Origin of the sequence: Bradyrhizobium sp. SMVTL-02, assembly GCF_051853005.1 — a bacterium.
In the GTDB taxonomy this organism is placed as follows: domain Bacteria; phylum Pseudomonadota; class Alphaproteobacteria; order Rhizobiales; family Xanthobacteraceae; genus Bradyrhizobium.
This window is the reverse complement of the sequence record NZ_CP182469.1, coordinates 6,017,844-6,036,444: the sequence shown is the minus strand read 5'-3', so window position 1 is coordinate 6,036,444 and position 18,601 is coordinate 6,017,844. Positions and strand designations below refer to the sequence as shown.

Below are 18,601 nucleotides of genomic sequence, written 5' to 3'. Positions count from 1 at the left end.
GGCGAGATTCCCGGATTTCACAGCGCTCCATCCGGGCTACGGGCTGGCACTCGCGTAAGCCATTGATTTCACAGTCCCCGCCTACTGTGCATGGGGTTGTTTTCGCAGTTTCGTTTGGAAGGTCTGCTAGCCTGCGCCGAGTGCCACCGCGACGTTGTAGGTCACGAGGCTCGCCGCATAGGCCAGCACCAGCATGTAGGTGAAGGTGACGGCCATCCATCCCCAGCTCCCGGTCTCGCGCCGGATCACGGCGAGGGTCGAGGCGCATTGCGGGGCGAAGATGTACCAGGCCAGCATCGACAGCGCGGTGGCGAGCGACCATTTCGTCGCCAGCACCTGGCCGATCTGCTCGGCGGCTTCCTTGCCGCCTTCGATGGCGTAGACGGTGCCGAGCGCCGCGACCGCGACCTCGCGGGCGGCCATGCCCGGGATCAGCGCGACCGCGATCTGCCAGTTGAAGCCGACGGGCGCGAGCAGGGGCTCGAGCGCCTTGCCGATCATGGCGGCGAGGCTGAAGTCGATGGCGGGCTCGGTGCTGCCCGCCGGCGGCTGCGGGAACGAGGCCAGGAACCAGATCAGCACCATCATCGAGAAGATCGTGGTACCCGCGCGCTGCAGGAACATTTTTGCGCGGGTGTAGATACCGATCGCGATCGATTTCAGCCGGGGCATCTTGTAGTCCGGCAGCTCCAGCATGAAGGGGGCCGGCGCGTAGTCGCGGATCATGAAGAACTTGATCACGAACGAGACGGCAAGCGCGCTGACGATGCCGGTGGTGTAGAGGCCGAACATCACGAGGCCCTGGAGGTTGATGAAGCCCCAGACGTCCCTGGCCGGTATGAAGGCGGAGATGATCAGCGTGTAGACCGGAATGCGCGCCGAGCAGGTCATCAGCGGCGCGATCAGGATCGTGGTCAGCCGGTCGCGCTTGTTGTCGATCACGCGTGTCGCCATGATGCCGGGAATGGCGCAGGCAAAGCTCGACAGCAGCGGAATGAAGGCGCGGCCGTGCAGCCCGGCGCCGCCCATGATGCGGTCCATCAGGAACGCCGCGCGCGCCATGTAGCCGAAATCTTCCAAGAGCAGGATGAACAAGAAGATGAGGATGATCTGCGGCAGGAACACGATGACGCTGCCGACGCCGGAGATCACGCCGTCCTGAAGGAAGCTCTGCAGCAGGCCGTCGGGCAGGGTGGCTTTCACGAACTCGCCGAGGGCGTCGAAGCCCGACTTGAGCAGATCCATCGCCGGCTGCGCCCAGGCGAACACCGCCTGGAACATCACGAACAGGATCAGCGCCAGCACGATCAGACCGCCGACGGGATGCAGCACCACGGCGTCGATCCGCGCGGTCCAGGTGTCGGGCCGGCTTGGCAGGCTGACGCAGTCGGCGATGATGCGGTCCGCCTCGCGCTGGGTGGCACGCAGCTCGGAGACGCTGAGCGCGCGCCAGCTGTTCTCCTGCGGCTCACTAGCGAGCTTGGCCGAGATCTCGTCGGTCAGCGCCAGCAGGTCGGCCGTGCCGCCCTTGCGCACCGCGATCGAGGTCACCACGGGCACGCCGAGCTCCCTCGCGAGCCGCTCGACATCGACAGTGATGCCGCGGCGGGACGCGATGTCGAACATGTTGAGCACGAGGATCATCGGCCGTCCGGTGCGCTTCAGCTCCAGCAGCAGGCGGATGGTCAGGCGCAGATTGGTGGAATCGGCGACGCAGAGCACGAGATCGGGCACGGTCTCGCCGGAGGCCTTGCCGAGCACGAAGTCGCGGGTGATCTCCTCGTCCGGGCTGCGGCCGCGCAGCGAATAGGTGCCGGGCAGGTCGACCACGGAGACCTGGCGGCCGAGCGGGGTGACGAAGAAGCCTTCCTTGCGCTCGACAGTGACGCCGGGATAGTTCGCGACCTTCTGCCGGCTGCCGGTCAGGGCATTGAACAGCGAGGTCTTGCCGCTGTTGGGCGTGCCGACCAGGGCGAGATGCAGCAGGGGTGCTTCCATGGGATCAAAGGCCTGGGGGCAGTTATCCGGTCGCCGACTAGGCGACGATGATGGCCATGGCTTCGCGCCGGCGGACCGCGATCGTAATGCTGTCGACCCTGACCGCGATCGGGTCGCGCCCGACCAGCCCTTCGTGCAGGACCTCGACCCGGGCGCCCTCGACGAAGCCAAGCTCGATCAGCCGGCTTTCGAGCTCGATGTCCGAAAGCGCAGAACCCGTGTCCTTGGTGGAAAGGTGCTGGATGACGCCGGTATAGCCGCGCAGGGCCAGACCCAGCGGCATATGCGGGCGCGTATCATCATGGTCGGTCATGCCCTGTATTTTCAACGCAGGGCATTGAGGTCAAGCGCGCACGGCGACCGAAACTGCACCTTAGAGTAATTTTAAAGTGCAGGGGGCGGAGCCGCGCCGGAAACACGCCCCGGCGGCTACTGTGCCGGGACCTTGTCCGGCTGGGCGGCCATGGCCCGGCTCTTGAAGTAGTCGAGCACGAACAGGCGAATCGCCGAGGACAGATTGCCCTGCTGGCGGTTGCCGTCGATCTCGCCGACGAGCTCGGACAGCGTCATGTTACGCAGGCCCGAGATCTCCTTCATACCGTTCCAGAACGCCTCTTCCAGGCTGACGCTGGTCTTGTGGCCGGCGACCACGATCGATCGCTTCACGACGGGCGACTTCATGGCTGCTCCTCGCGATCGATCCGATGCTGGTCCAGGTGCGCCTTCGCCTTGTCCGCGCGCGTCTCCTCCGCCGACCGCGCCGCCTTGGTGCGGCCGAACTTCGCCCGGTTGGCGTCCGCCTGCTTCGCCGAGGCTTCCCGCTCGGCGCGCTTCCTGAAACGATTCAGGTTGATGACGTTCCCCATGCCGCGTCTCCATCATCCGATCCTCTGCAGGCAGGATGAAATATTCAGAAACAGGGTGGCGCATTGCGCCCCACAAGACTTGATCGCCATTCGCTGGTCCTCGTCAATCGGCCCTTCGGGCCATCAAACGATGAATTTCGCCCCTCAAGGGCGGTGGGGCTGCGTAACACGGCGCCCCACCGGAACATTGACGGTAATCAAGTCCCGACCCCAAAAATGCATATTTCTGACCGTCCGGCGTCCGTATCATTACGGAGGACTATCGGAATTCGGAAATCTAGCCCGGGCTGGTCATCTTCTCCGGGCGCACCAGGCGGTCGAATTCGTCGGCCGAGACGAAACCGAGCCGCAGCGCCTCCTCCTTCAGCGTGGTGCCGTTGGCGTGCGCGGTTTTGGCCACCTTGGCGGCGTTGTCGTAGCCGATCTTCGGGGCCAGCGCCGTCACCAGCATCAGCGAACGCTCCATCAGCTCCCTGATGCGCTTTTCGTCGGCGCGGATGCCGCTGACGCAATGTTCGGTGAAGGACCGCGCGGCATCCGCCATCAGGCGGATCGAGTGCAGCATGTTGTAGGCCAGCACCGGCTTGTAGACGTTGAGCTCGAAATGGCCCTGGCTGCCGGCGACCGTGATGGCGGTGTGATTGCCGAACACCTGGCAGCACACCATGGTCATCGCCTCGCACTGCGTCGGATTGACCTTGCCCGGCATGATCGAGGAGCCCGGCTCGTTCTCCGGCAGGATCAGCTCGCCCAGCCCCGAGCGCGGGCCGGAGCCGAGCAGGCGGACGTCGTTGGCGATCTTGAACAGGCCGGTCGCGACCGAATTGATGGCGCCGTGCGCCAGCACATAGGCATCGTTCGAGGCCAGCGCCTCGAATTTGTTGGCGGCGCTGGTGAAGGGCAGCTTCGTAATCCCGGCAACGTGCTTTGCGAACAGCTTTGCGAAGCGCGGCTTCGAGTTGAGGCCGGTACCGACCGCAGTGCCGCCCTGCGCCAGCGGATAGAGATCCTTCACCGCGACCTTGAGCCGCGCGATGCCGCTCTCGACCTGCGCGGCATAGCCGGAGAATTCCTGGCCGAGCGTCAGCGGTGTCGCATCCTGGGTATGGGTGCGGCCGATCTTCACGATCTTCGAGAACTCCTTCTCCTTCTTGCGCAGCGCGCGAAGCAGCTCGCCGAGGGCCGGGACGAGATCGGCATTGATGCGGCTTGCGGCTGCGATGTGCATCGCGGTCGGGAAGGAGTCGTTCGACGACTGGCTCATGTTGACGTGGTCGTTGGGATGCACCGGCTTCTTGGCGCCGAGCTCGCCGCCGAGCAGCTCATTGGCGCGGTTGGCGATCACCTCGTTGAGGTTCATGTTGCTCTGCGTGCCCGAGCCGGTCTGCCACACGACAAGCGGGAAATGGTCGTCCAGCTTGCCGTCGATCACCTCGCGCGCGGCGCGGATGATGGCGTTGGCGCGGCGCTGATCGAGCAGCCCGAGCTCAAGGTTGGACTGCGCGGCAGCGAGCTTGACCATGCCGAGCGCATGCACGAGCGCGATCGGCATGCGGTCCCTGCCGATGCGGAAATTCTGGCGCGACCGCTCGGTCTGCGCCCCCCAATAGCGATCGGCGGGCACTTCGATGGGACCGAAGCTGTCAGTCTCGATGCGGGTTGCGGGGTGGGCGGTCTTCGCGCGGGAAGCTTTGGCCATGAGCACATCCATTCTGCCGCGCGAGATGCCGCGCGGCTTCTTCATGTGCTCTTCTATATAGCGAGTTTGGCCGGGCGCGACGGGGGCGGGCCCAACCTGGATCATTTCTTGCGGAAACGATCGAGCCGCACGACCTCGGCGCCGCCCTGGCTCGGCGGCGTCGGCTCTTCCGTGGCCTCTGCCGTTTCAGCAGCCGGCGCCGGCACGGCGACAGCCGATGGAGCGGGCGTTGCCGGCAAATTCTCCGGCGCGACCTCGGCGACATCGGAGGTGTCGAACTGGAGTCCGAATTTCACGGACGGATCGAGGAAGCTCTTGATGGCGCTGAACGGCACCACCAGCCGTTCCGGAATGCCGCCGAAGGACAGGCCGACCTCGAAGCGGTCTTCGTGCACGGTCAGGTCCCAGAACTGGTGCTGGAGGATGATCGTCATCTCTTCAGGATATTGCGCCAGCAGCCGCGACGACAGTTTCACGCCCTCGGCTTTCGACACGAAGGTGATGAAGAAATGGTGCTCGCCGGGCAGGCCATGGGCCGCGGCGTCGGTCAGCACCTTCCGCAGCACGCCGCGCAGCGCGTCGCGGGCCAGCACATCGTATCGGATATGATCGGTCGCCATGGTGGTCCTGTCGCATTCCAGGAGTTGGGCCCTGCCGGCCCGACTCGCCAAGCCGCATAGTATCGCGCCTGACGGGTCAGCAGGAGTCCCCCGCAGGGGAGGAAATGAGAGGTAAGTGGAGGCTTCTGTTGCCAGGTGCCTCCGAACCCCGCCTAGCGGAGCTTAACCCGCTAGGACTTTAGAGTGGTTTTTCAAACTGCGTTACGCAGCCTGAGCAACCGGAGCAAAGTTGTCGTTGGCAACTATTGCAGTAGCCCGATAACGGCGGAACAATACCGGGAAAAAGTACGCCCTTTACGCCCTCGTCGATCCTATTTCGCCCCCGCCAAAGCCCGCTTTCAGGGCCTGCCCGATGTGGGCTTTGGTGGAGGCGCCGGGTACCGCCCCCGGGTCCGAATGGTTTATTGCGACGACCGTTTATTTCCATAGCCGGCGAACCGGCACCCCCAATATAGGGGGCAAAGGTTTCAAAAAACAGAGGTTTCGAGCAGCGATCCGCGGTTCCCTTTGGATAGGTTCCGGTTCGCCGGCGGTCGGATCTTGGCCGCGCAGCGGCTACCGTTCTAAGCTCCTGAGATGTCCACCGATTCAGTACCGGCCGCCCAAGAGCCGGATCGCGCCGCACTGAGCGGGCCTCCGCCTAGCCTCGGTGCGCTGTTCACGGCCTTCGCCCGGATGTCGCTGGCCGGTTTCGGCGGGGTCCTGGTGTTTGCGCGGCGGGCGATCGTCGAGCAGCACCGCTGGATGACGGCGGACGAGTTCAACGAGACCTTCGCGCTCTGCCACTTCCTGCCCGGGCCCAACATCGTCAATCTGTCGATGGTGTTTGGTGCGCGGCTGCGGGGGGATCGCCGGAGGTGTCGCCGCCTTTGCCGGGCTGCTGCTGCCGCCGACGCTGGTCATGATCGTGCTCGCGATCGCCTATGCCCGGTTCGGCGACCTCGAGGTGCTGCGTCGCATCCTCGCAGGCATCTCCTGCGCCGCAGTCGGCCTGTTGATCGCAGTGGTCTTCCGCATGATGACGCCGCTCCTGAAGCGTATGGAGGCGGTCGCGCTGATCCTGATGCTCGGCGTCTTCCTCGCCATCGGCGTGGTCCGCCTGCCGCTGCAGGCTGTGCTGCTGGTCGCAATCCCCGTGAGCATCGGCGCCACCTCCCTCCTGCGGCGGAAGGTAGCAGCGTGAACGCCGAGAGCCCGGTGTGGACGCTGATCTCGACCTTCGGCCTGATGTCGTTGTTCGCGGTTGGCGGCGCCGCCGCGGCGGTGCCCGAGATGCATCGCATCGCGGTCGACGTGCATCACTGGATGACCGACAAACAGTTCGCCGATGCCTATGCGATCGCGCAGCTCTCGCCAGGTCCGAACGTGCTAATCGTGACGTTAATCGGCTATGCGGTTGCCGGCATCCCCGGGGCGCTCGCGGCCACGCTGGCGATGTGCCTGCCGACCGCGCTCGTTGCCTATCATGTCAGCCGTCTCCTCAATCGGCCCAGACAGTCGCGCTGGCCGGCCCTGATCCAGGCTGCGCTGGTTCCGCTCTCGATCGGATTGATGGCGGCGAGTGCCCTGATCCTGGCGCAGTCGACTGACCGGACGATTGCTGCAGTGCTCCTGACCGCGATGGTTGCGGTGATCGCATCGGTCTCGCGCATCCATCCGCTCTGGCTCTTGCTCGCCGGCGGCCTGTTGGGTTTTGCTGGCATTGTGTGATGAAAATCGCTAGGCAGGGCTGCGGCCCGGGGATCCCTTTCCAGCCGATTTAGAATAACAGTGCTCGTGACTTACGGGTCGCGGAGGAGACATGCATGGCCGAGACGATGGGCCACTCAGCGACAGCCACCCGAAACACCAGGATGGTGATCGGTTTCTGCCTGCTGGCGATAGCGCCGCAGATCTTCGAATTCATCTGGTCGATCGGGACCCTCTTCGGCTGGGGCGCGGGGCGCGGCCCGGCGACCGTCCTGATCAGCCACGCCACCGCGCTGGTCGCGGGTGCTCCCGCAGCGCTGATCGGAGCGGCCGGCGGTGAGAGCAAGAAGGCGTCCTCCGATGTGCTGCTGGCGCTGATCTATTCCTATCCGATCCTCGCGGTGGCGATCGTCACGCTGTTCATGACCATCCGGTCGGCACAGGACTATGTCGGCGGCGTCATTCTGATGGCGGTCGCGCTGTTCGCGCTGTGGGCGTCGACCGATCTGCAGGGCATGCGCGGCTTCTCCTTCGGCGCGGGCACCGCGCCGCGGATGTTCGGCGGGCTTCTGGTCGCCCTGTCCGCCGCCATCGCCCTGAGCGGCCTTTTGGCCGACGGGCCGTCGATGGCGCATTATTCCTGGCGCGGCCCGCTGTTCGTGATGGTCGCAATCCTGTTCTTCGCGCTGGCGATCCGGCCGCTCGGCCTCGTGGTCACTGCCTTCGCGAGCTTCATGATCGCAGCGACAGGGTCGCATGAGACGCGCTGGCTGGAGGCCGCCATCGTCGGAGCCTGCCTGACGCTCGGCTGTGCGATCCTGTTCCCCTACGTGCTCGGGTTGCCGATGCCGATGTTTCCGCGTTTCCTGATCCAGTGAGGGCGTGATGGATATCTTTGCCAACCTCGCTCACGGCTTTGCCGTCGCGCTCTCTCCCATCAACCTGCTGATGTGCCTGATCGGTGCCCTCGTCGGCACGCTGGTCGGTGTTCTCCCCGGTATCGGCACCATTGCGACGGTCGCAATGCTGCTGCCGATCACCTTCGGCCTCCCGCCGGTCGGCGCGCTGATCATGCTCGCCGGCATCTATTACGGCGCGCAATATGGCGGCTCGACCACGTCGATCCTGGTCAACATTCCCGGCGAGGCGACATCGGTCGTCACCGCCATCGATGGCCACCAGATGGCCAAGCAGGGCCGCGCCGGCCCGGCGCTGGCGATCGCGGCGATCGGTTCGTTCTTCGCCGGCTGCGTCGCGACCGTTTTGATTGCCGTGCTCGGCGCGCCGCTGACAAAGCTCGCGCTGGCGTTCGGCCCGGCGGAGTATTTCTCGCTCATGGTGCTCGGCCTGATCTTCGCGGTGGTGCTGGCCAAGGGCTCGGTGCTGAAGGCGATCGCTATGATCGTGTTCGGCCTGTTGCTCTCGATGGTCGGCTCCGACATCGAGACCGGTGCCTCGCGCATGGCCTTCAACATTCCGGAACTCGCCGACGGTCTTGGCTTTGCAACGGTGGCGATGGGGGTGTTCGGCTTCGCCGAGATCATCCGCAATCTCGACGCCGGCGCCGAGATGAACCGCGACCTCGTGCAGCAGAAGATCACCGGCCTGATGCCGACCAGGAAGGACCTGGTCGACTCGACGCCGCCGATCCTGCGCGGCACCGTGCTCGGCTCGATCCTCGGCATTCTGCCGGGCGGCGGCGCCGTCATCGCCTCGTTTGCGGCCTACACGCTCGAGAAGAAGCTCGCGAAGGATCCGAAGCGGTTCGGCCGCGGTGCGATCGAGGGCGTGGCGGCGCCGGAAAGCGCCAACAACGCCGCGGCGCAGACCTCCTTCATCCCGCTGCTCACCCTCGGCATCCCGCCGAACGCGGTGATGGCGCTGATGGTCGGCGCGATGACCATTCACGGCATCGTGCCGGGTCCGCAGGTGATGCAGAAGCAGCCGGATCTCGTCTGGGGCATGATCGCCTCGATGTGGATCGGCAACCTCATGCTGATCATCATCAACCTGCCGCTGGTCGGAATCTGGGTCCGCCTGTTGCGCGTGCCCTACCGGCTGATGTTCCCCTCGATCGTGATCTTCTGCGCGATCGGCATCTACTCGGTGAACAACGCGCCCGTCGACGTCATCCTCGCCGGCGTGTTCGGGCTCGTCGGCTACTGGTTGATCAAGCACGATTTCGAGCCGGCGCCGCTGCTGCTCGGCATGGTGCTGGGACCATTGATGGAGGAGAACCTGCGCCGTGCGCTGCTGATCTCGCGCGGCGACTGGAGCGTGTTCCTGACGCGTCCGCTGTCGGCGGTGCTGCTGGCCGTCGCAGCGAGCCTGCTGATCCTCACGGTGCTGCCGGTGCTGCGTGCAAAGCGCGACGAGGTGTTTACCGAGTCCGAGAATTGATCGCTGCGCCCTGCGTCCGCGCGCCGCATTCGGAAGTCGAATCGACGTATGTAATGTCTTCGTGACATGAAAATGCCGGCCCTCGTGGCCGGCATTTTGTTTGTGTTCCGGGGAAACGACATGACCTCTCTTCGCGCGCTTGCTACGGGCGCATGTGCTGCCGCGCTCGCATCGCTGTGCGCCATTGTCGCACCTGCGAAGGCGCAAAACTATCCGACGCGCAGCATCACCATGATCGTGCCGTTCGCCGCCGGCGGGCCGACCGATGTCATCTCGCGCATCGTCACCGCACACATGGCGCAGACGCTCGGCCAAAGCATCATCATCGAGAACGTGGTCGGCGCCGGCGGCACCACCGCCACCACGCGCGCCGCGCGTGCCGCCAATGACGGTTATACGCTCATCACCGGGCATATGGGCACGCATGCGGCGTCCGTGCCGCTCTATCCGAAGCTCGCCTATCATCCCGAAAAGGATTTCGAGCCGATCGCGCTGCTCGCGGGCACACCGATCCTGATCCTCGCGCGCAAGGACCTTCCGCCGAAGGATCTCAAGGATTTCGTGGCTTACGTGAAGGCCAATGCCGAGAAGGTGAACGCCGCGCATGCCGGCGTCGGCTCGGTCTCGCACGTCTCCTGCGAGCTCCTGCACTCCATCCTCGGCGTCAAGCCCGTTGGCGTGCCCTTCAACGGCACCGGCCCCGCGATGAATGCGCTGGTGGCGGGCCAGGTCGATTACATGTGCGACCAGATCGTCAATGCCGTGCCGCAGATCAACGCCGGTACCATCAAGGCCTATGCGATCGCAACGCTTGAGCGCAATCCGTCGCTGCCGGACGTGCCGACCACGACGGAAGCGGGGCTGCCTGCGTTCCAGGCCCAGGCCTGGAACGCGATGTTCGCGCCCAAGGGAACTTCGCCCGCGATCATCGCAAGCCTGAACGCCGCAGCCATCAAGGCGCTCGACGACGAAACCGTGAAGAAGCGCCTGCTCGAGCTCGGCAGCGTCATCCCGGCGCCCAATGACCGGACGCCGGAGGCGCTGGCGACCCTCGTCAAAAACGAAATCGCCAAATGGAGCCCGGTGCTCAAGCCGGCAACTTAGCCAGCACTTTCAGGTCGATAGGGAGGGCCGGGACGCTGAGTTCCGCCCCTTGTCGTTTGCCGCGGGAACGCTCACCTTTTCCTTGTATAATCTGTGGGACCAGCGAATCGCCGCTGTCGCAGCGCGGGGGTGGCGGTTAAGTTCGCCGCTTCCCCAAAGGCTCTATCGCACATGCACCAATATCAGGACCTGCTCGAGCGGATTCTTTCAGACGGCGCCGAAAAGACCGACCGGACCGGCACCGGCACGCTGTCGGTGTTCGGCCACCAGATGCGCTTCAACCTGTCGGCCGGCTTCCCGATGCTGACCACCAAGCGCCTGCCGCTGAAGGCCATCGTGCACGAGCTGTTGTGGTTCCTGAAGGGCGACACCAACATCAAATATCTGCGCGACAACGGCGTCACCATCTGGGACGAATGGGCGGACGCCAATGGCGATCTCGGCCCGGTGTACGGCCATCAGTGGCGGTCCTGGCCCACCGCCGACGGGCGCAGCATCGACCAGATCGCCAATGTCGTCGACATGATCAAGCGCACCCCGGATTCCCGCCGGCTGATCGTCACCGCCTGGAATCCGGCGGATGTCGAGAAGATGGCGCTGCCGCCCTGCCACCTGCTGTTCCAGTTCTACGTCGCGAACGGCAAGCTGTCGTGCCAGCTCTATCAGCGCTCGGCCGACGTCTTCCTCGGCGTGCCCTTCAACATCGCCTCCTACGCGCTGCTCACCATGATGGTCGCGCAGGTCACCGGCCTGAAGCCCGGCGACTTCGTGCACTCGCTCGGCGATACCCATCTCTACTCCAACCATCTCGAGCAGGCGCGGCTTCAGCTCACGCGAGCACCGCGCGCGCTGCCGGTGATGCGGATCAATCCTGACGTGAAGGATATCTTCTCCTTCCGCTACGAGGATTTCGAACTGGTGGGGTACGATCCGCATCCGCACATCAAGGCGGAAGTCGCGGTCTAACGCATGATCCGGAAAAGTGTGCAGCGGTTTTCCGATATGATCATGCGGGCTCTTTAAAGCGATGTCGGTCAACATCCGCCGCGCGCGCTCCGGCGAAGCCGGGCTCGTTCTTGCTTTCATCCGCGAGCTTGCCGAGTACGAAAAGCTGTCGCACGAGCTCGACGCGACCGAGGCTGACATCGCGGAGGCGCTGTTCGGCGAGAGGCCGCAACTCTATTGCGCGATCGCCGAGTGGAACGGCGAGCCGGTCGGCTTTGCGGTGTGGTTCGCCAATTTTTCCACCTTCAGCGGCCGCCACGGCATCTATCTCGAAGATCTCTATGTGCGGCCGTCGCATCGCGGCAAGGGCCTCGGAAAGGCGTTGCTGGTCTATCTGGCGAAGGAATGCGTCGACAACGGCTGGTCGCGGCTGCAATGGGCCGTGCTCGACTGGAACGCGCCGTCGATCGCATTCTACAAGTCGCTGGGCGCCGTGATGATGGACGACTGGACACTGTGCCGCGTCACCGGTCCTGCGCTGACGCGGCTCGCCGGGAGCAATTCCTGATGGAGATCGTCTTCGTCGTTGCGATTGCGGAAAACGGCGTCATCGGCGCCGGCAACGCGATCCCGTGGCGCTTGAAGTCCGACATGGCGCGCTTCAAGGCGCTCACGATCGGCAAGCCCATAATCATGGGCCGCAAGACCTTCGAATCCCTGCCTCGTCCGCTTCCCGGGCGTACCAACATCGTCATCACGCGCGATGCGGCTTATCGCGCCGCAGGAGCCGTCGTCACGACCTCGGCTGCGGATGCGGAGGCGGTCGCGCGCGGTGATGCCCTGCGGCGTTCGGTCACCGAGATCGCGGTGATCGGCGGCGCCGAGATCTATCGGCAATGGCTCGATCGTGCCGGTCGCCTCGAAATCACCGAAGTGCATGCGCGGCCCGACGGCGACACCCGTTTCGACATCGACAAGGCAGAATGGGACGAGATGGCGCGCGTCCGTCATCCTGCCGGCCCCGACGACAGCGCCGACTTCTCCTATGTGACATATCGTCGGCGGTCGCCCCGTTAACCGCATTCGGCAATGTTAACATTGACTTTTCTGCCTTCGGGCTTAGCTCGAAAGGCGGCCAAGGCCGCGTTGTAAGGGACCTGCCTGTCCCCTATAAAGCCGGACCGGACAAAGCGGGCAGGGGCATCTCACCCTGCCGAGGAGAGCGTCGAATGCCGTGGAAGAATCAGGGCGGTGGCCCATGGGGCTCGGGTCCGAAAGGACCATGGGGCACAGGCCCGCAACCGGTCGGGCCGAGGCCGCCGGATCTGGAAGATCTTCTGCGGCGCGGCCAGGACCGCCTTCAGCAGATCATGCCGGGCGGCTATTTCTCCGGCGTCGGCATCACGCTGATCATCCTGCTCATCATCGCGTTCTGGCTGCTGTCGGGCTTCTTCCGCGTGCAGTCCGAAGAGCGCGGTGTCGTGCTGCGCTTCGGCAAGCATGTCCGCACCGTGGACCCCGGCCTGAATTATCATCTGCCCTATCCGATCGAGACCGTGCTGCTGCCGAAGGCGCTGCGCGTCAACACCATCTCCATCGGCATGACCTTGATCGACGATCCGGCGCGGCGCGGCCGCTCCATCCGCGACGTGCCGGAGGAGAGCCTGATGCTCACCGGTGACGAGAACATCGTCGATGTCGACTTCACCGTGCTGTGGCGCATCAAGCCGGACCCGGGCGGCGTCGGCGACTTCCTCTTCAACATCCAGAACCCCGAAGGCACCGTGAAGGCGGTGGCCGAGAGCGCGATGCGCGAGGTGATCGGCCGCTCGCAGATCCAGCCGATCCTGACCGGCGCTCGCACCACGATCGAGCAGGGCGTGCAGGAGCTGATCCAGAAGACGCTCGACAGCTACGGCGCCGGCATTCTCGTCACCCAGGTGCAGATGCAGAAGGTCGACCCGCCGGCGCAGGTGATCGACGCCTTCCGTGACGTGCAGGCGGCGCGTGCCAATCTCGAGCAGCTGCAGAACGAAGCACAGACCTACGCCAACCAGGTCGTGCCGCAGGCGCGCGGACGTGCGGCGCAGATCCTGCAGGCCGCCGAAGGCTACAAGGAGCAGGCGGTCGCCGAGGCCAAGGGCCAGAGCGCGCGCTTCCTCAAAGTTTACGAGGAATACAAGAAGGCGCCCGACGTGACGCGTGAACGGATCTATCTCGAGACGATGGAGCGCGTGCTCGGCGGCGCGGACAAGCTCGTCTATGACGGCGGCCCCTCCGGCCAGGGCGTCGTGCCCTATCTGCCTCTCAATGAATTGACGACCAGGCGGCCGCCTGCCGCCGGCCAGCAGTCGAGCGGAGGCAACCGATGAGGTCTCCGGTCACAGGCATCGTCACGCTGCTCGGACTCCTGGTCGTCGTGGTCGTCGGCTACATGTCGCTGTTCACGGTACAGCAGACCGAACAGACCATCGTGCTCCAGTTCGGCAAGCCCGTCGACGTCGTCACCGATCCCGGCCTGCACTTCAAGGCGCCGTGGAATTCGGTGATCAACATCGACAAGCGGATTCTCGATCTGGAGAACCCGTCGCAGGAAGCGATCGCGTCCGACCAGAAGCGGCTCGTCGTCGACGCCTTCGCGCGCTACCGCATCAAGGACGCGCTGCGCTTCTATCAGAGCGTCGGCTCGATCCAGGCCGCCAACATCCAGCTCACCACGCTCCTGAATGCGGCGCTGCGCCGCGTGCTCGGCGAGGTCACCTTCATCAACGTGGTGCGCGACGACCGCGAGAAGCTGATGCTGCGCATCCGCGACCAGCTCGATCGCGAGGCCGACGGCTACGGCATCCAGGTCGTCGACGTCCGGATCCGGCGCGCCGACCTGCCGGAGCAGAACAGCCAGGCGGTCTATCTGCGCATGAAGACCGAGCGCGAGCGCGAGGCGGCCGAGTTCCGCGCGCAGGGCGGCCAGAAGGCTCAGGAGATCCGCTCGAAGGCCGACCGCGAGGCGACCGTGATCGAGGCCGAAGCGAGGTCGCAGGCCGAGCAGACGCGCGGCGTCGGCGATGCCGAGCGCAACCGCCTGTTCGCCGAAGCCTACGGCAAGGATGCCGACTTCTTCGCCTTCTATCGGTCGATGACGGCCTATGAGAACGGGCTGAAGTCGAACGATACCCGCTTCCTGCTGCGGCCGGATTCGGATTTCTTCCGGTATTTCGGTAGCCCGGCCGGCAAGACGGCCGACGCGCCGCCGGCGAAGCCCTAAGCTAGACAGGGGCGGCCGTTCTGGCCGCCCTTCGTTCCGACAAGAACAGCATCACGGGAGGTTCCAATCCGATGAGGTCCATTGCGTTCGCCGACTTCCTCATCGGCTTAGGCATCCTGTTCGTGCTGGAAGGCTTGATGTTTGCGGCAAGTCCAAACTGGATGCGCAAGGCCATGAAGAGTGCGATGGCCACTCCGGACCACGTCCTGCGGGCGGTGGGGATCGGTTCGGCCGTCGCCGGCCTGATTCTGATCTGGGTTATGCGTCGCCCGATTTAGCCGCAAAGCCAACGCCAAAGTGAAGGCGAGAAGCCGGTTTTCGCCATATTATGCGGGTGGTTGACACCCGTTAAGGTCCGCGCTTGCGCCATGCCCCCGTTCGAGCGCAGTCTGGCGCCGAATCCTTATTCTCTGGAGATCACAATGACCGCTGCCATCATTGCCCCAACCCGCTTGCGCCATGGTGTGCGAATTGGGCTGGCCGCGCTCGCCGTCAGTGCTTTCTGCGCGCTCGGCACCCCGGCTCAGGCGCGCGGACCGGAGGGCATCGCCGACGTCGCCGAGAAGGTGATCGACGCCGTGGTCAACATCTCGACCTCGCAGACCGTCGAGGCCAAGAGCGGCGCCAACACCATGCCGCAACTGCCGCCCGGCTCGCCCTTCGAGGAATTCTTCGACGACTTTTTCAAGAACCGCCGCGGCCCCGGTGGCGGCAGCAAGGGCGGCGACAATGGCAGCGGCCCGCCGCGCAAGACCAATTCGCTCGGAAGCGGCTTCATCATCGACACGTCGGGCGTCGTCGTTACCAACAACCACGTCATTGCGGATGCCGACGAGATCAACGTCATCCTCAACGACGGCACCAAGATCAAGGCGGAGCTGGTCGGTGTCGACAAGAAGACCGACCTCGCGGTGCTGAAGTTCAAGCCGACCAAGCCGCTGGTCGCGGTGAAGTTCGGCGACAGCGACAAGCTGCGCCTCGGTGACTGGGTGGTCGCGATCGGCAACCCGTTCAGCCTCGGCGGCACGGTGACGGCTGGCATCGTCTCGGCCAAGAACCGCGACATTTCTTCCGGTCCCTATGACAGCTACATCCAGACCGACGCGGCCATCAACCGCGGCAATTCCGGCGGTCCGCTGTTCAACCTCGAAGGCGATGTCATCGGCGTCAACACCCTGATCATCTCGCCCTCCGGCGGCTCGATCGGCATCGGCTTCGCCGTGCCGTCGAAGACGGTCGCGGGCGTCGTCGACCAGCTCCGCCAGTTCGGCGAGCTGCGCCGCGGCTGGCTGGGTGTGCGCATCCAGGGCGTCACCGACGAGATCGCCGAGAGCCTCAACATCAAGCCGCCGCGCGGCGCGCTGGTTGCCGGCGTCGATGACAAGGGCCCGGCCAAGCCCGCCGGCATCGAGCCCGGCGACGTCGTCGTCAAGTTCGACGGCAAGGACGTCAAGGACCCGAAGGACCTGTCCCGCGTCGTCGCCGATACCGCGGTCGGCAAGGAAGTCGACGTCGTCATCATCCGCAAGGGCCTGGAAGAGACCAAGAAGGTCACGCTCGGCCGCCTGCAGGATCCCGAGAAGGTGCAGGCCGCGGTGAAGACCGACGAGCCGGCGCCCGAGAAGCCGGTGACGCAGAAGGCGCTCGGTCTCGATCTCGCGGCGCTGAACAAGGACCTGCGCACGCGCTACAAGATCAAGGAGAGCGTCAAGGGCGTGGTCGTCACCAATGTCGAGGCCAATTCGGATGCCGCCGAAAAGCGCCTCTCGGCCGGTGACGTCATCGTCGAGGTCGCCCAGGAAGCGGTCTCCAGCGGTGCCGATATCCAGAAGCGCGTCGACCAGCTCAAGAAGGACGGCAAGAAGTCGGTGCTGCTGCTGGTCTCGAACGCCGACGGCGAGCTGCGCTTCGTGGCGCTGAGCGTGCAGTAGTCGAGGCACGGTCCCGCAGGGTGGGCAAAGCGAAGCGTGCCCGCCTTCCACCGTTGCAGCAAGGGTGGCGGGCACGGCGCAAGCGCGCCTTTTCCTACCCGACGGCTGCCGAGCGGGTGGCGAGAGAAGACGGGAGAGGCTACTTCTCGACGAACTCGTCGCGCCGATACCCCTGCGCATAGAGCAGCGCGGTGAGATCGCCGTGGTCGATCCGCGCCGCTGCGGCCGCTGCCACCGCCGGCTTGGCGTGATAGGCCACGCCCAGCCCGGCCGCCTGGATCATCGCCAGATCATTGGCGCCATCGCCGACCACGACCGAGTCGACGTCGTCGAGACCGAAGGACTCCATCAAATCAACCAGCGTCGCCAGCTTCGCGGCGCGGCCCAAAATCGGCTCCTTGACCTCACCGGTGAACTTGCCGTCGCGCACGACCAACTCGTTGGCGCGGTTCTCCTGGAAGCCGATCTTGGCGGCGACGGCGCTCGTGAACAGCGTGAAGCCGCCGGAGACGAGGCAGGTATAGGCGCCGTGCGCGCGCATGGTCGCCACCACCTCAGGGCCGCCCGGCGTCAGCGTGATGCGCTTGTCCAGCACCTCGTCGACGACACTGGCGGGAAGGCCCTTCAGCAGTGCGACGCGCTCGCGCAACGCCGGCTCGAACTCGATCTCGCCGCGCATCGCGCGCTCGGTGATGGCGGCCACATGGGCCTTCATCCCGACGAGGTCGGCGAGCTCGTCGATGCATTCCTGGCCGATCATGGTGGAATCCATGTCGGCGAGAAAAAGCTTCTTGCGCCGGAAGCGCGCAGGCTGCACGACGATGTCGATCGGCAGGTCGCCGCGAAGCTCGCGCAACCGCTGCTCGATGGCGTGGCGGTCGCCTTCGAGGTTACTGTCGGCGCCGAAGGGGATGTCGACGGCAACCCCGTCGAACAGCCAGTGCGCGGGAGCTGCCTGAGGCAGGACGGCGCGAGCGCCGTCGACGATGGTAGAGTCGAGCGCGGGGTTGTCAGGGTGGCAGATCAGCGTGGCGACGAGCGACATTTGAGGTTTTCGTGAGTGAGGGGCATTCGAGCAAGGCCGTGCTTATCGCAGGCCCGACCGCCAGCGGCAAGTCAGCGCTGGCGCTCGAGCTTGCGCTCAGCGCCGGCGGCACTGTCATCAATGCCGATTCCATGCAGGTCTATCGCGACCTCCGCATCATCACGGCACGTCCGACCCATGGCGATGAGGCGCGCGTTCCGCACCGCCTCTACGGCCATGTCGATGCGGCCGTGAATTTCTCGGCCGGGGGCTGGGTCGTGGATGCTGCGAAGGCGCTCGAGGAGGCGCGGGCCGAAGGCCGGTTGCCGATCTTCATCGGCGGCACCGGGCTCTATTTCAAGGCGCTGACGACCGGCCTCTCCGTGGTGCCGCCAATCCCCGCCGAGGTGCGCGAGGACGTGCGGGGGCGGCTGGAGCGGAACGGCGTCGAGGCGCTGCATGGGGAACTCGCCGCCCGCGATCCGCGCGCCGCCGGGCGATTGAACCTGCGCGACCGCACCCGGATCGCGCGCGCACTCGAGGTGGTCGAAGCGACCGGGCGCTCGCTGCTCGACTGGCATCAGGAGGGCCAGCCGCCGCTGTTGCCCAGGCACAGTTTTCGCGCGGTATTCCTCGCTCCCGAGCGCGACGACCTCTATGCCCGCATCGACGCCCGATTTGATGCCATGCTGGGCGGTGGCGCCTTGCGGGAAGTGGAGCGGCTCGCCGCCCGCGGTCTTGATCCGCTGCTGCCGGCGATGAAGGCCCACGGCGTTCCGGCGCTGATCCGGCATCTGCGCGGAGAACTCAGCCTGGAGGAGGCCGCCACGACCGGCCGTGCCGACACCCGCCACTACGCCAAGCGCCAGTTCACCTGGTTCCGGCATCAATTGCCGGAATTCGAATGGGTCAAGCCGGAGGAGGCGAGGGGATGGCTCGCGGCGGCGGTGAGCGCGGAGCGGGAGCGGGACTGACGCGCATTTGTGCCGGGTTCCCGAATTTACCTCTCGCCGAAGCCCGGGAACGCCGCTACACTGCCAAAATCGCGCGGGAACGGCCG

The 18,601-nt window shown here is 65.3% G+C and carries 19 protein-coding genes, 1 other RNA gene and 1 pseudogene; 13 read left to right on the top strand and 8 right to left on the bottom strand.

Annotated elements, in window-relative coordinates; genetic code table 11:
• Positions 1-126: 126 nt before the first annotated feature.
• The 7 genes from feoB to ssrA all read right to left on the bottom strand — a co-directional run bounded on the left by feoB (position 127) and on the right by ssrA (position 5,664).
• A complete protein-coding gene (gene feoB, locus ACNJYB_RS28910) occupies positions 127-1,998 on the bottom strand; it encodes a ferrous iron transporter B (RefSeq protein WP_439369953.1) in 1,872 nt (623 codons plus the stop codon).
• A 37-nt stretch (positions 1,999-2,035) separates the two neighbouring features.
• Positions 2,036-2,311, bottom strand: a complete 276-nt coding sequence (locus ACNJYB_RS28905; protein ID WP_018640861.1) for a FeoA family protein — start codon at positions 2,309-2,311, stop codon at positions 2,036-2,038.
• Positions 2,312-2,427: 116 nt separating this feature from the next.
• On the bottom strand, positions 2,428-2,679 hold the full coding sequence (locus ACNJYB_RS28900) for a ribbon-helix-helix domain-containing protein (RefSeq protein WP_018640860.1): 252 nt from the start codon (positions 2,677-2,679) through the stop codon (positions 2,428-2,430).
• Entirely contained in the window at positions 2,676-2,864 is a 189-nt protein-coding gene (locus tag ACNJYB_RS28895) for a DUF4169 family protein (protein WP_439369951.1), read from the bottom strand. The genes ACNJYB_RS28900 and ACNJYB_RS28895 overlap by 4 nt, the downstream gene beginning before the upstream one ends.
• Positions 2,865-3,141: 277 nt before the next feature.
• Positions 3,142-4,575: a class II fumarate hydratase gene (gene fumC, locus ACNJYB_RS28890; RefSeq protein ID WP_439375670.1), complete on the bottom strand. Its 1,434-nt coding sequence runs from the start codon at positions 4,573-4,575 to the stop codon at positions 3,142-3,144.
• Between the two features lie 89 nt (positions 4,576-4,664).
• Positions 4,665-5,183, bottom strand: coding sequence for an SspB family protein (locus ACNJYB_RS28885; RefSeq protein ID WP_439369950.1), 519 nt, complete (start codon positions 5,181-5,183; stop codon positions 4,665-4,667).
• Between the two features lie 114 nt (positions 5,184-5,297).
• Positions 5,298-5,664, bottom strand: a transfer-messenger RNA (tmRNA) gene (gene ssrA / locus ACNJYB_RS28880).
• A 95-nt stretch (positions 5,665-5,759) separates the two neighbouring features.
• On the opposite strand from ssrA, the pseudogene ACNJYB_RS28875 reads away from it, so the two are divergent.
• From ACNJYB_RS28875 to ACNJYB_RS28820, 12 genes and pseudogenes are all read left to right on the top strand, one after another.
• A pseudogene (locus tag ACNJYB_RS28875) lies at positions 5,760-6,366 on the top strand (chromate transporter).
• The gene (locus tag ACNJYB_RS28870) at positions 6,363-6,893 is read left to right on the top strand and encodes a chromate transporter (protein WP_439369948.1); all 531 of its coding nucleotides are present in this window, start codon (positions 6,363-6,365) and stop codon (positions 6,891-6,893) included. Before ACNJYB_RS28875 ends, ACNJYB_RS28870 begins: the two are co-directional and overlap by 4 nt.
• Positions 6,894-6,988: 95 nt before the next feature.
• A complete protein-coding gene (locus ACNJYB_RS28865) occupies positions 6,989-7,750 on the top strand; it encodes a tripartite tricarboxylate transporter TctB family protein (RefSeq protein WP_439369947.1) in 762 nt (253 codons plus the stop codon).
• A gap of 4 nt (positions 7,751-7,754) precedes the next feature.
• Positions 7,755-9,272 carry a tripartite tricarboxylate transporter permease gene (locus tag ACNJYB_RS28860; protein ID WP_439369946.1) on the top strand — a complete coding sequence of 506 codons (1,518 nt, stop codon included), beginning with the start codon at positions 7,755-7,757 and terminating at the stop codon, positions 9,270-9,272.
• A 120-nt stretch (positions 9,273-9,392) separates the two neighbouring features.
• Positions 9,393-10,376, top strand: a complete 984-nt coding sequence (locus tag ACNJYB_RS28855; protein ID WP_439369945.1) for a tripartite tricarboxylate transporter substrate binding protein BugD — start codon at positions 9,393-9,395, stop codon at positions 10,374-10,376.
• Positions 10,377-10,547: 171 nt separating this feature from the next.
• Entirely contained in the window at positions 10,548-11,342 is a 795-nt protein-coding gene (locus ACNJYB_RS28850; RefSeq protein WP_212485410.1) for a thymidylate synthase, read from the top strand.
• A gap of 61 nt (positions 11,343-11,403) precedes the next feature.
• On the top strand, positions 11,404-11,889 hold the full coding sequence (locus tag ACNJYB_RS28845; protein ID WP_439369943.1) for a GNAT family N-acetyltransferase: 486 nt from the start codon (positions 11,404-11,406) through the stop codon (positions 11,887-11,889).
• Complete coding sequence (locus tag ACNJYB_RS28840; RefSeq protein ID WP_439369942.1) at positions 11,889-12,398, top strand: dihydrofolate reductase; 510 nt, start codon at positions 11,889-11,891, stop codon at positions 12,396-12,398. Before ACNJYB_RS28845 ends, ACNJYB_RS28840 begins: the two co-directional genes overlap by 1 nt.
• Positions 12,399-12,550: 152 nt before the next feature.
• A complete protein-coding gene (hflK, locus tag ACNJYB_RS28835) occupies positions 12,551-13,693 on the top strand; it encodes an FtsH protease activity modulator HflK (protein WP_439369940.1) in 1,143 nt (380 codons plus the stop codon).
• Entirely contained in the window at positions 13,690-14,586 is an 897-nt protein-coding gene (gene hflC / locus ACNJYB_RS28830) for a protease modulator HflC (RefSeq protein ID WP_439369938.1), read from the top strand. The genes hflK and hflC overlap by 4 nt, the downstream gene beginning before the upstream one ends.
• 71 nt (positions 14,587-14,657) lie before the next feature.
• Positions 14,658-14,864: a DUF2065 domain-containing protein gene (locus ACNJYB_RS28825; protein ID WP_439369936.1), complete on the top strand. Its 207-nt coding sequence runs from the start codon at positions 14,658-14,660 to the stop codon at positions 14,862-14,864.
• A 144-nt stretch (positions 14,865-15,008) separates the two neighbouring features.
• Entirely contained in the window at positions 15,009-16,517 is a 1,509-nt protein-coding gene (locus ACNJYB_RS28820; protein WP_439369935.1) for a Do family serine endopeptidase, read from the top strand.
• Between the two features lie 139 nt (positions 16,518-16,656).
• On the opposite strand, the gene serB is transcribed toward ACNJYB_RS28820, so the two are convergent.
• Entirely contained in the window at positions 16,657-17,562 is a 906-nt protein-coding gene (gene serB, locus ACNJYB_RS28815) for a phosphoserine phosphatase SerB (RefSeq protein ID WP_439369934.1), read from the bottom strand.
• Positions 17,563-17,573: 11 nt separating this feature from the next.
• On the opposite strand from serB, the gene miaA reads away from it, so the two are divergent.
• The gene (miaA, locus tag ACNJYB_RS28810) at positions 17,574-18,515 is read left to right on the top strand and encodes a tRNA (adenosine(37)-N6)-dimethylallyltransferase MiaA (protein WP_439369932.1); all 942 of its coding nucleotides are present in this window, start codon (positions 17,574-17,576) and stop codon (positions 18,513-18,515) included.
• Positions 18,516-18,601: the final 86 nt, after the last annotated feature.

What these genes read in the sequence shown, in the direction of transcription:
- feoB (WP_439369953.1), bottom strand. Translation starts at nt 1,998, where the DNA reads ATGGAAGCACCCCTGCTGCATCTCGCCCTGGTCGGCACGCCCAACAGC.
- ACNJYB_RS28905 (WP_018640861.1), bottom strand. Translation starts at nt 2,311, where the DNA reads ATGACCGACCATGATGATACGCGCCCGCATATGCCGCTGGGTCTGGCC.
- ACNJYB_RS28900 (WP_018640860.1), bottom strand. Translation starts at nt 2,679, where the DNA reads ATGAAGTCGCCCGTCGTGAAGCGATCGATCGTGGTCGCCGGCCACAAG.
- ACNJYB_RS28895 (WP_439369951.1), bottom strand. Translation starts at nt 2,864, where the DNA reads ATGGGGAACGTCATCAACCTGAATCGTTTCAGGAAGCGCGCCGAGCGG.
- fumC (WP_439375670.1), bottom strand. Translation starts at nt 4,575, where the DNA reads ATGGATGTGCTCATGGCCAAAGCTTCCCGCGCGAAGACCGCCCACCCC.
- ACNJYB_RS28885 (WP_439369950.1), bottom strand. Translation starts at nt 5,183, where the DNA reads ATGGCGACCGATCATATCCGATACGATGTGCTGGCCCGCGACGCGCTG.
- ACNJYB_RS28865 (WP_439369947.1), top strand. Translation starts at nt 6,989, where the DNA reads ATGGCCGAGACGATGGGCCACTCAGCGACAGCCACCCGAAACACCAGG.
- ACNJYB_RS28855 (WP_439369945.1), top strand. Translation starts at nt 9,393, where the DNA reads ATGACCTCTCTTCGCGCGCTTGCTACGGGCGCATGTGCTGCCGCGCTC.
- ACNJYB_RS28850 (WP_212485410.1), top strand. Translation starts at nt 10,548, where the DNA reads ATGCACCAATATCAGGACCTGCTCGAGCGGATTCTTTCAGACGGCGCC.
- ACNJYB_RS28845 (WP_439369943.1), top strand. Translation starts at nt 11,404, where the DNA reads ATGTCGGTCAACATCCGCCGCGCGCGCTCCGGCGAAGCCGGGCTCGTT.
- ACNJYB_RS28840 (WP_439369942.1), top strand. Translation starts at nt 11,889, where the DNA reads ATGGAGATCGTCTTCGTCGTTGCGATTGCGGAAAACGGCGTCATCGGC.
- hflK (WP_439369940.1), top strand. Translation starts at nt 12,551, where the DNA reads ATGCCGTGGAAGAATCAGGGCGGTGGCCCATGGGGCTCGGGTCCGAAA.
- hflC (WP_439369938.1), top strand. Translation starts at nt 13,690, where the DNA reads ATGAGGTCTCCGGTCACAGGCATCGTCACGCTGCTCGGACTCCTGGTC.
- ACNJYB_RS28825 (WP_439369936.1), top strand. Translation starts at nt 14,658, where the DNA reads ATGAGGTCCATTGCGTTCGCCGACTTCCTCATCGGCTTAGGCATCCTG.
- ACNJYB_RS28820 (WP_439369935.1), top strand. Translation starts at nt 15,009, where the DNA reads ATGACCGCTGCCATCATTGCCCCAACCCGCTTGCGCCATGGTGTGCGA.
- serB (WP_439369934.1), bottom strand. Translation starts at nt 17,562, where the DNA reads ATGTCGCTCGTCGCCACGCTGATCTGCCACCCTGACAACCCCGCGCTC.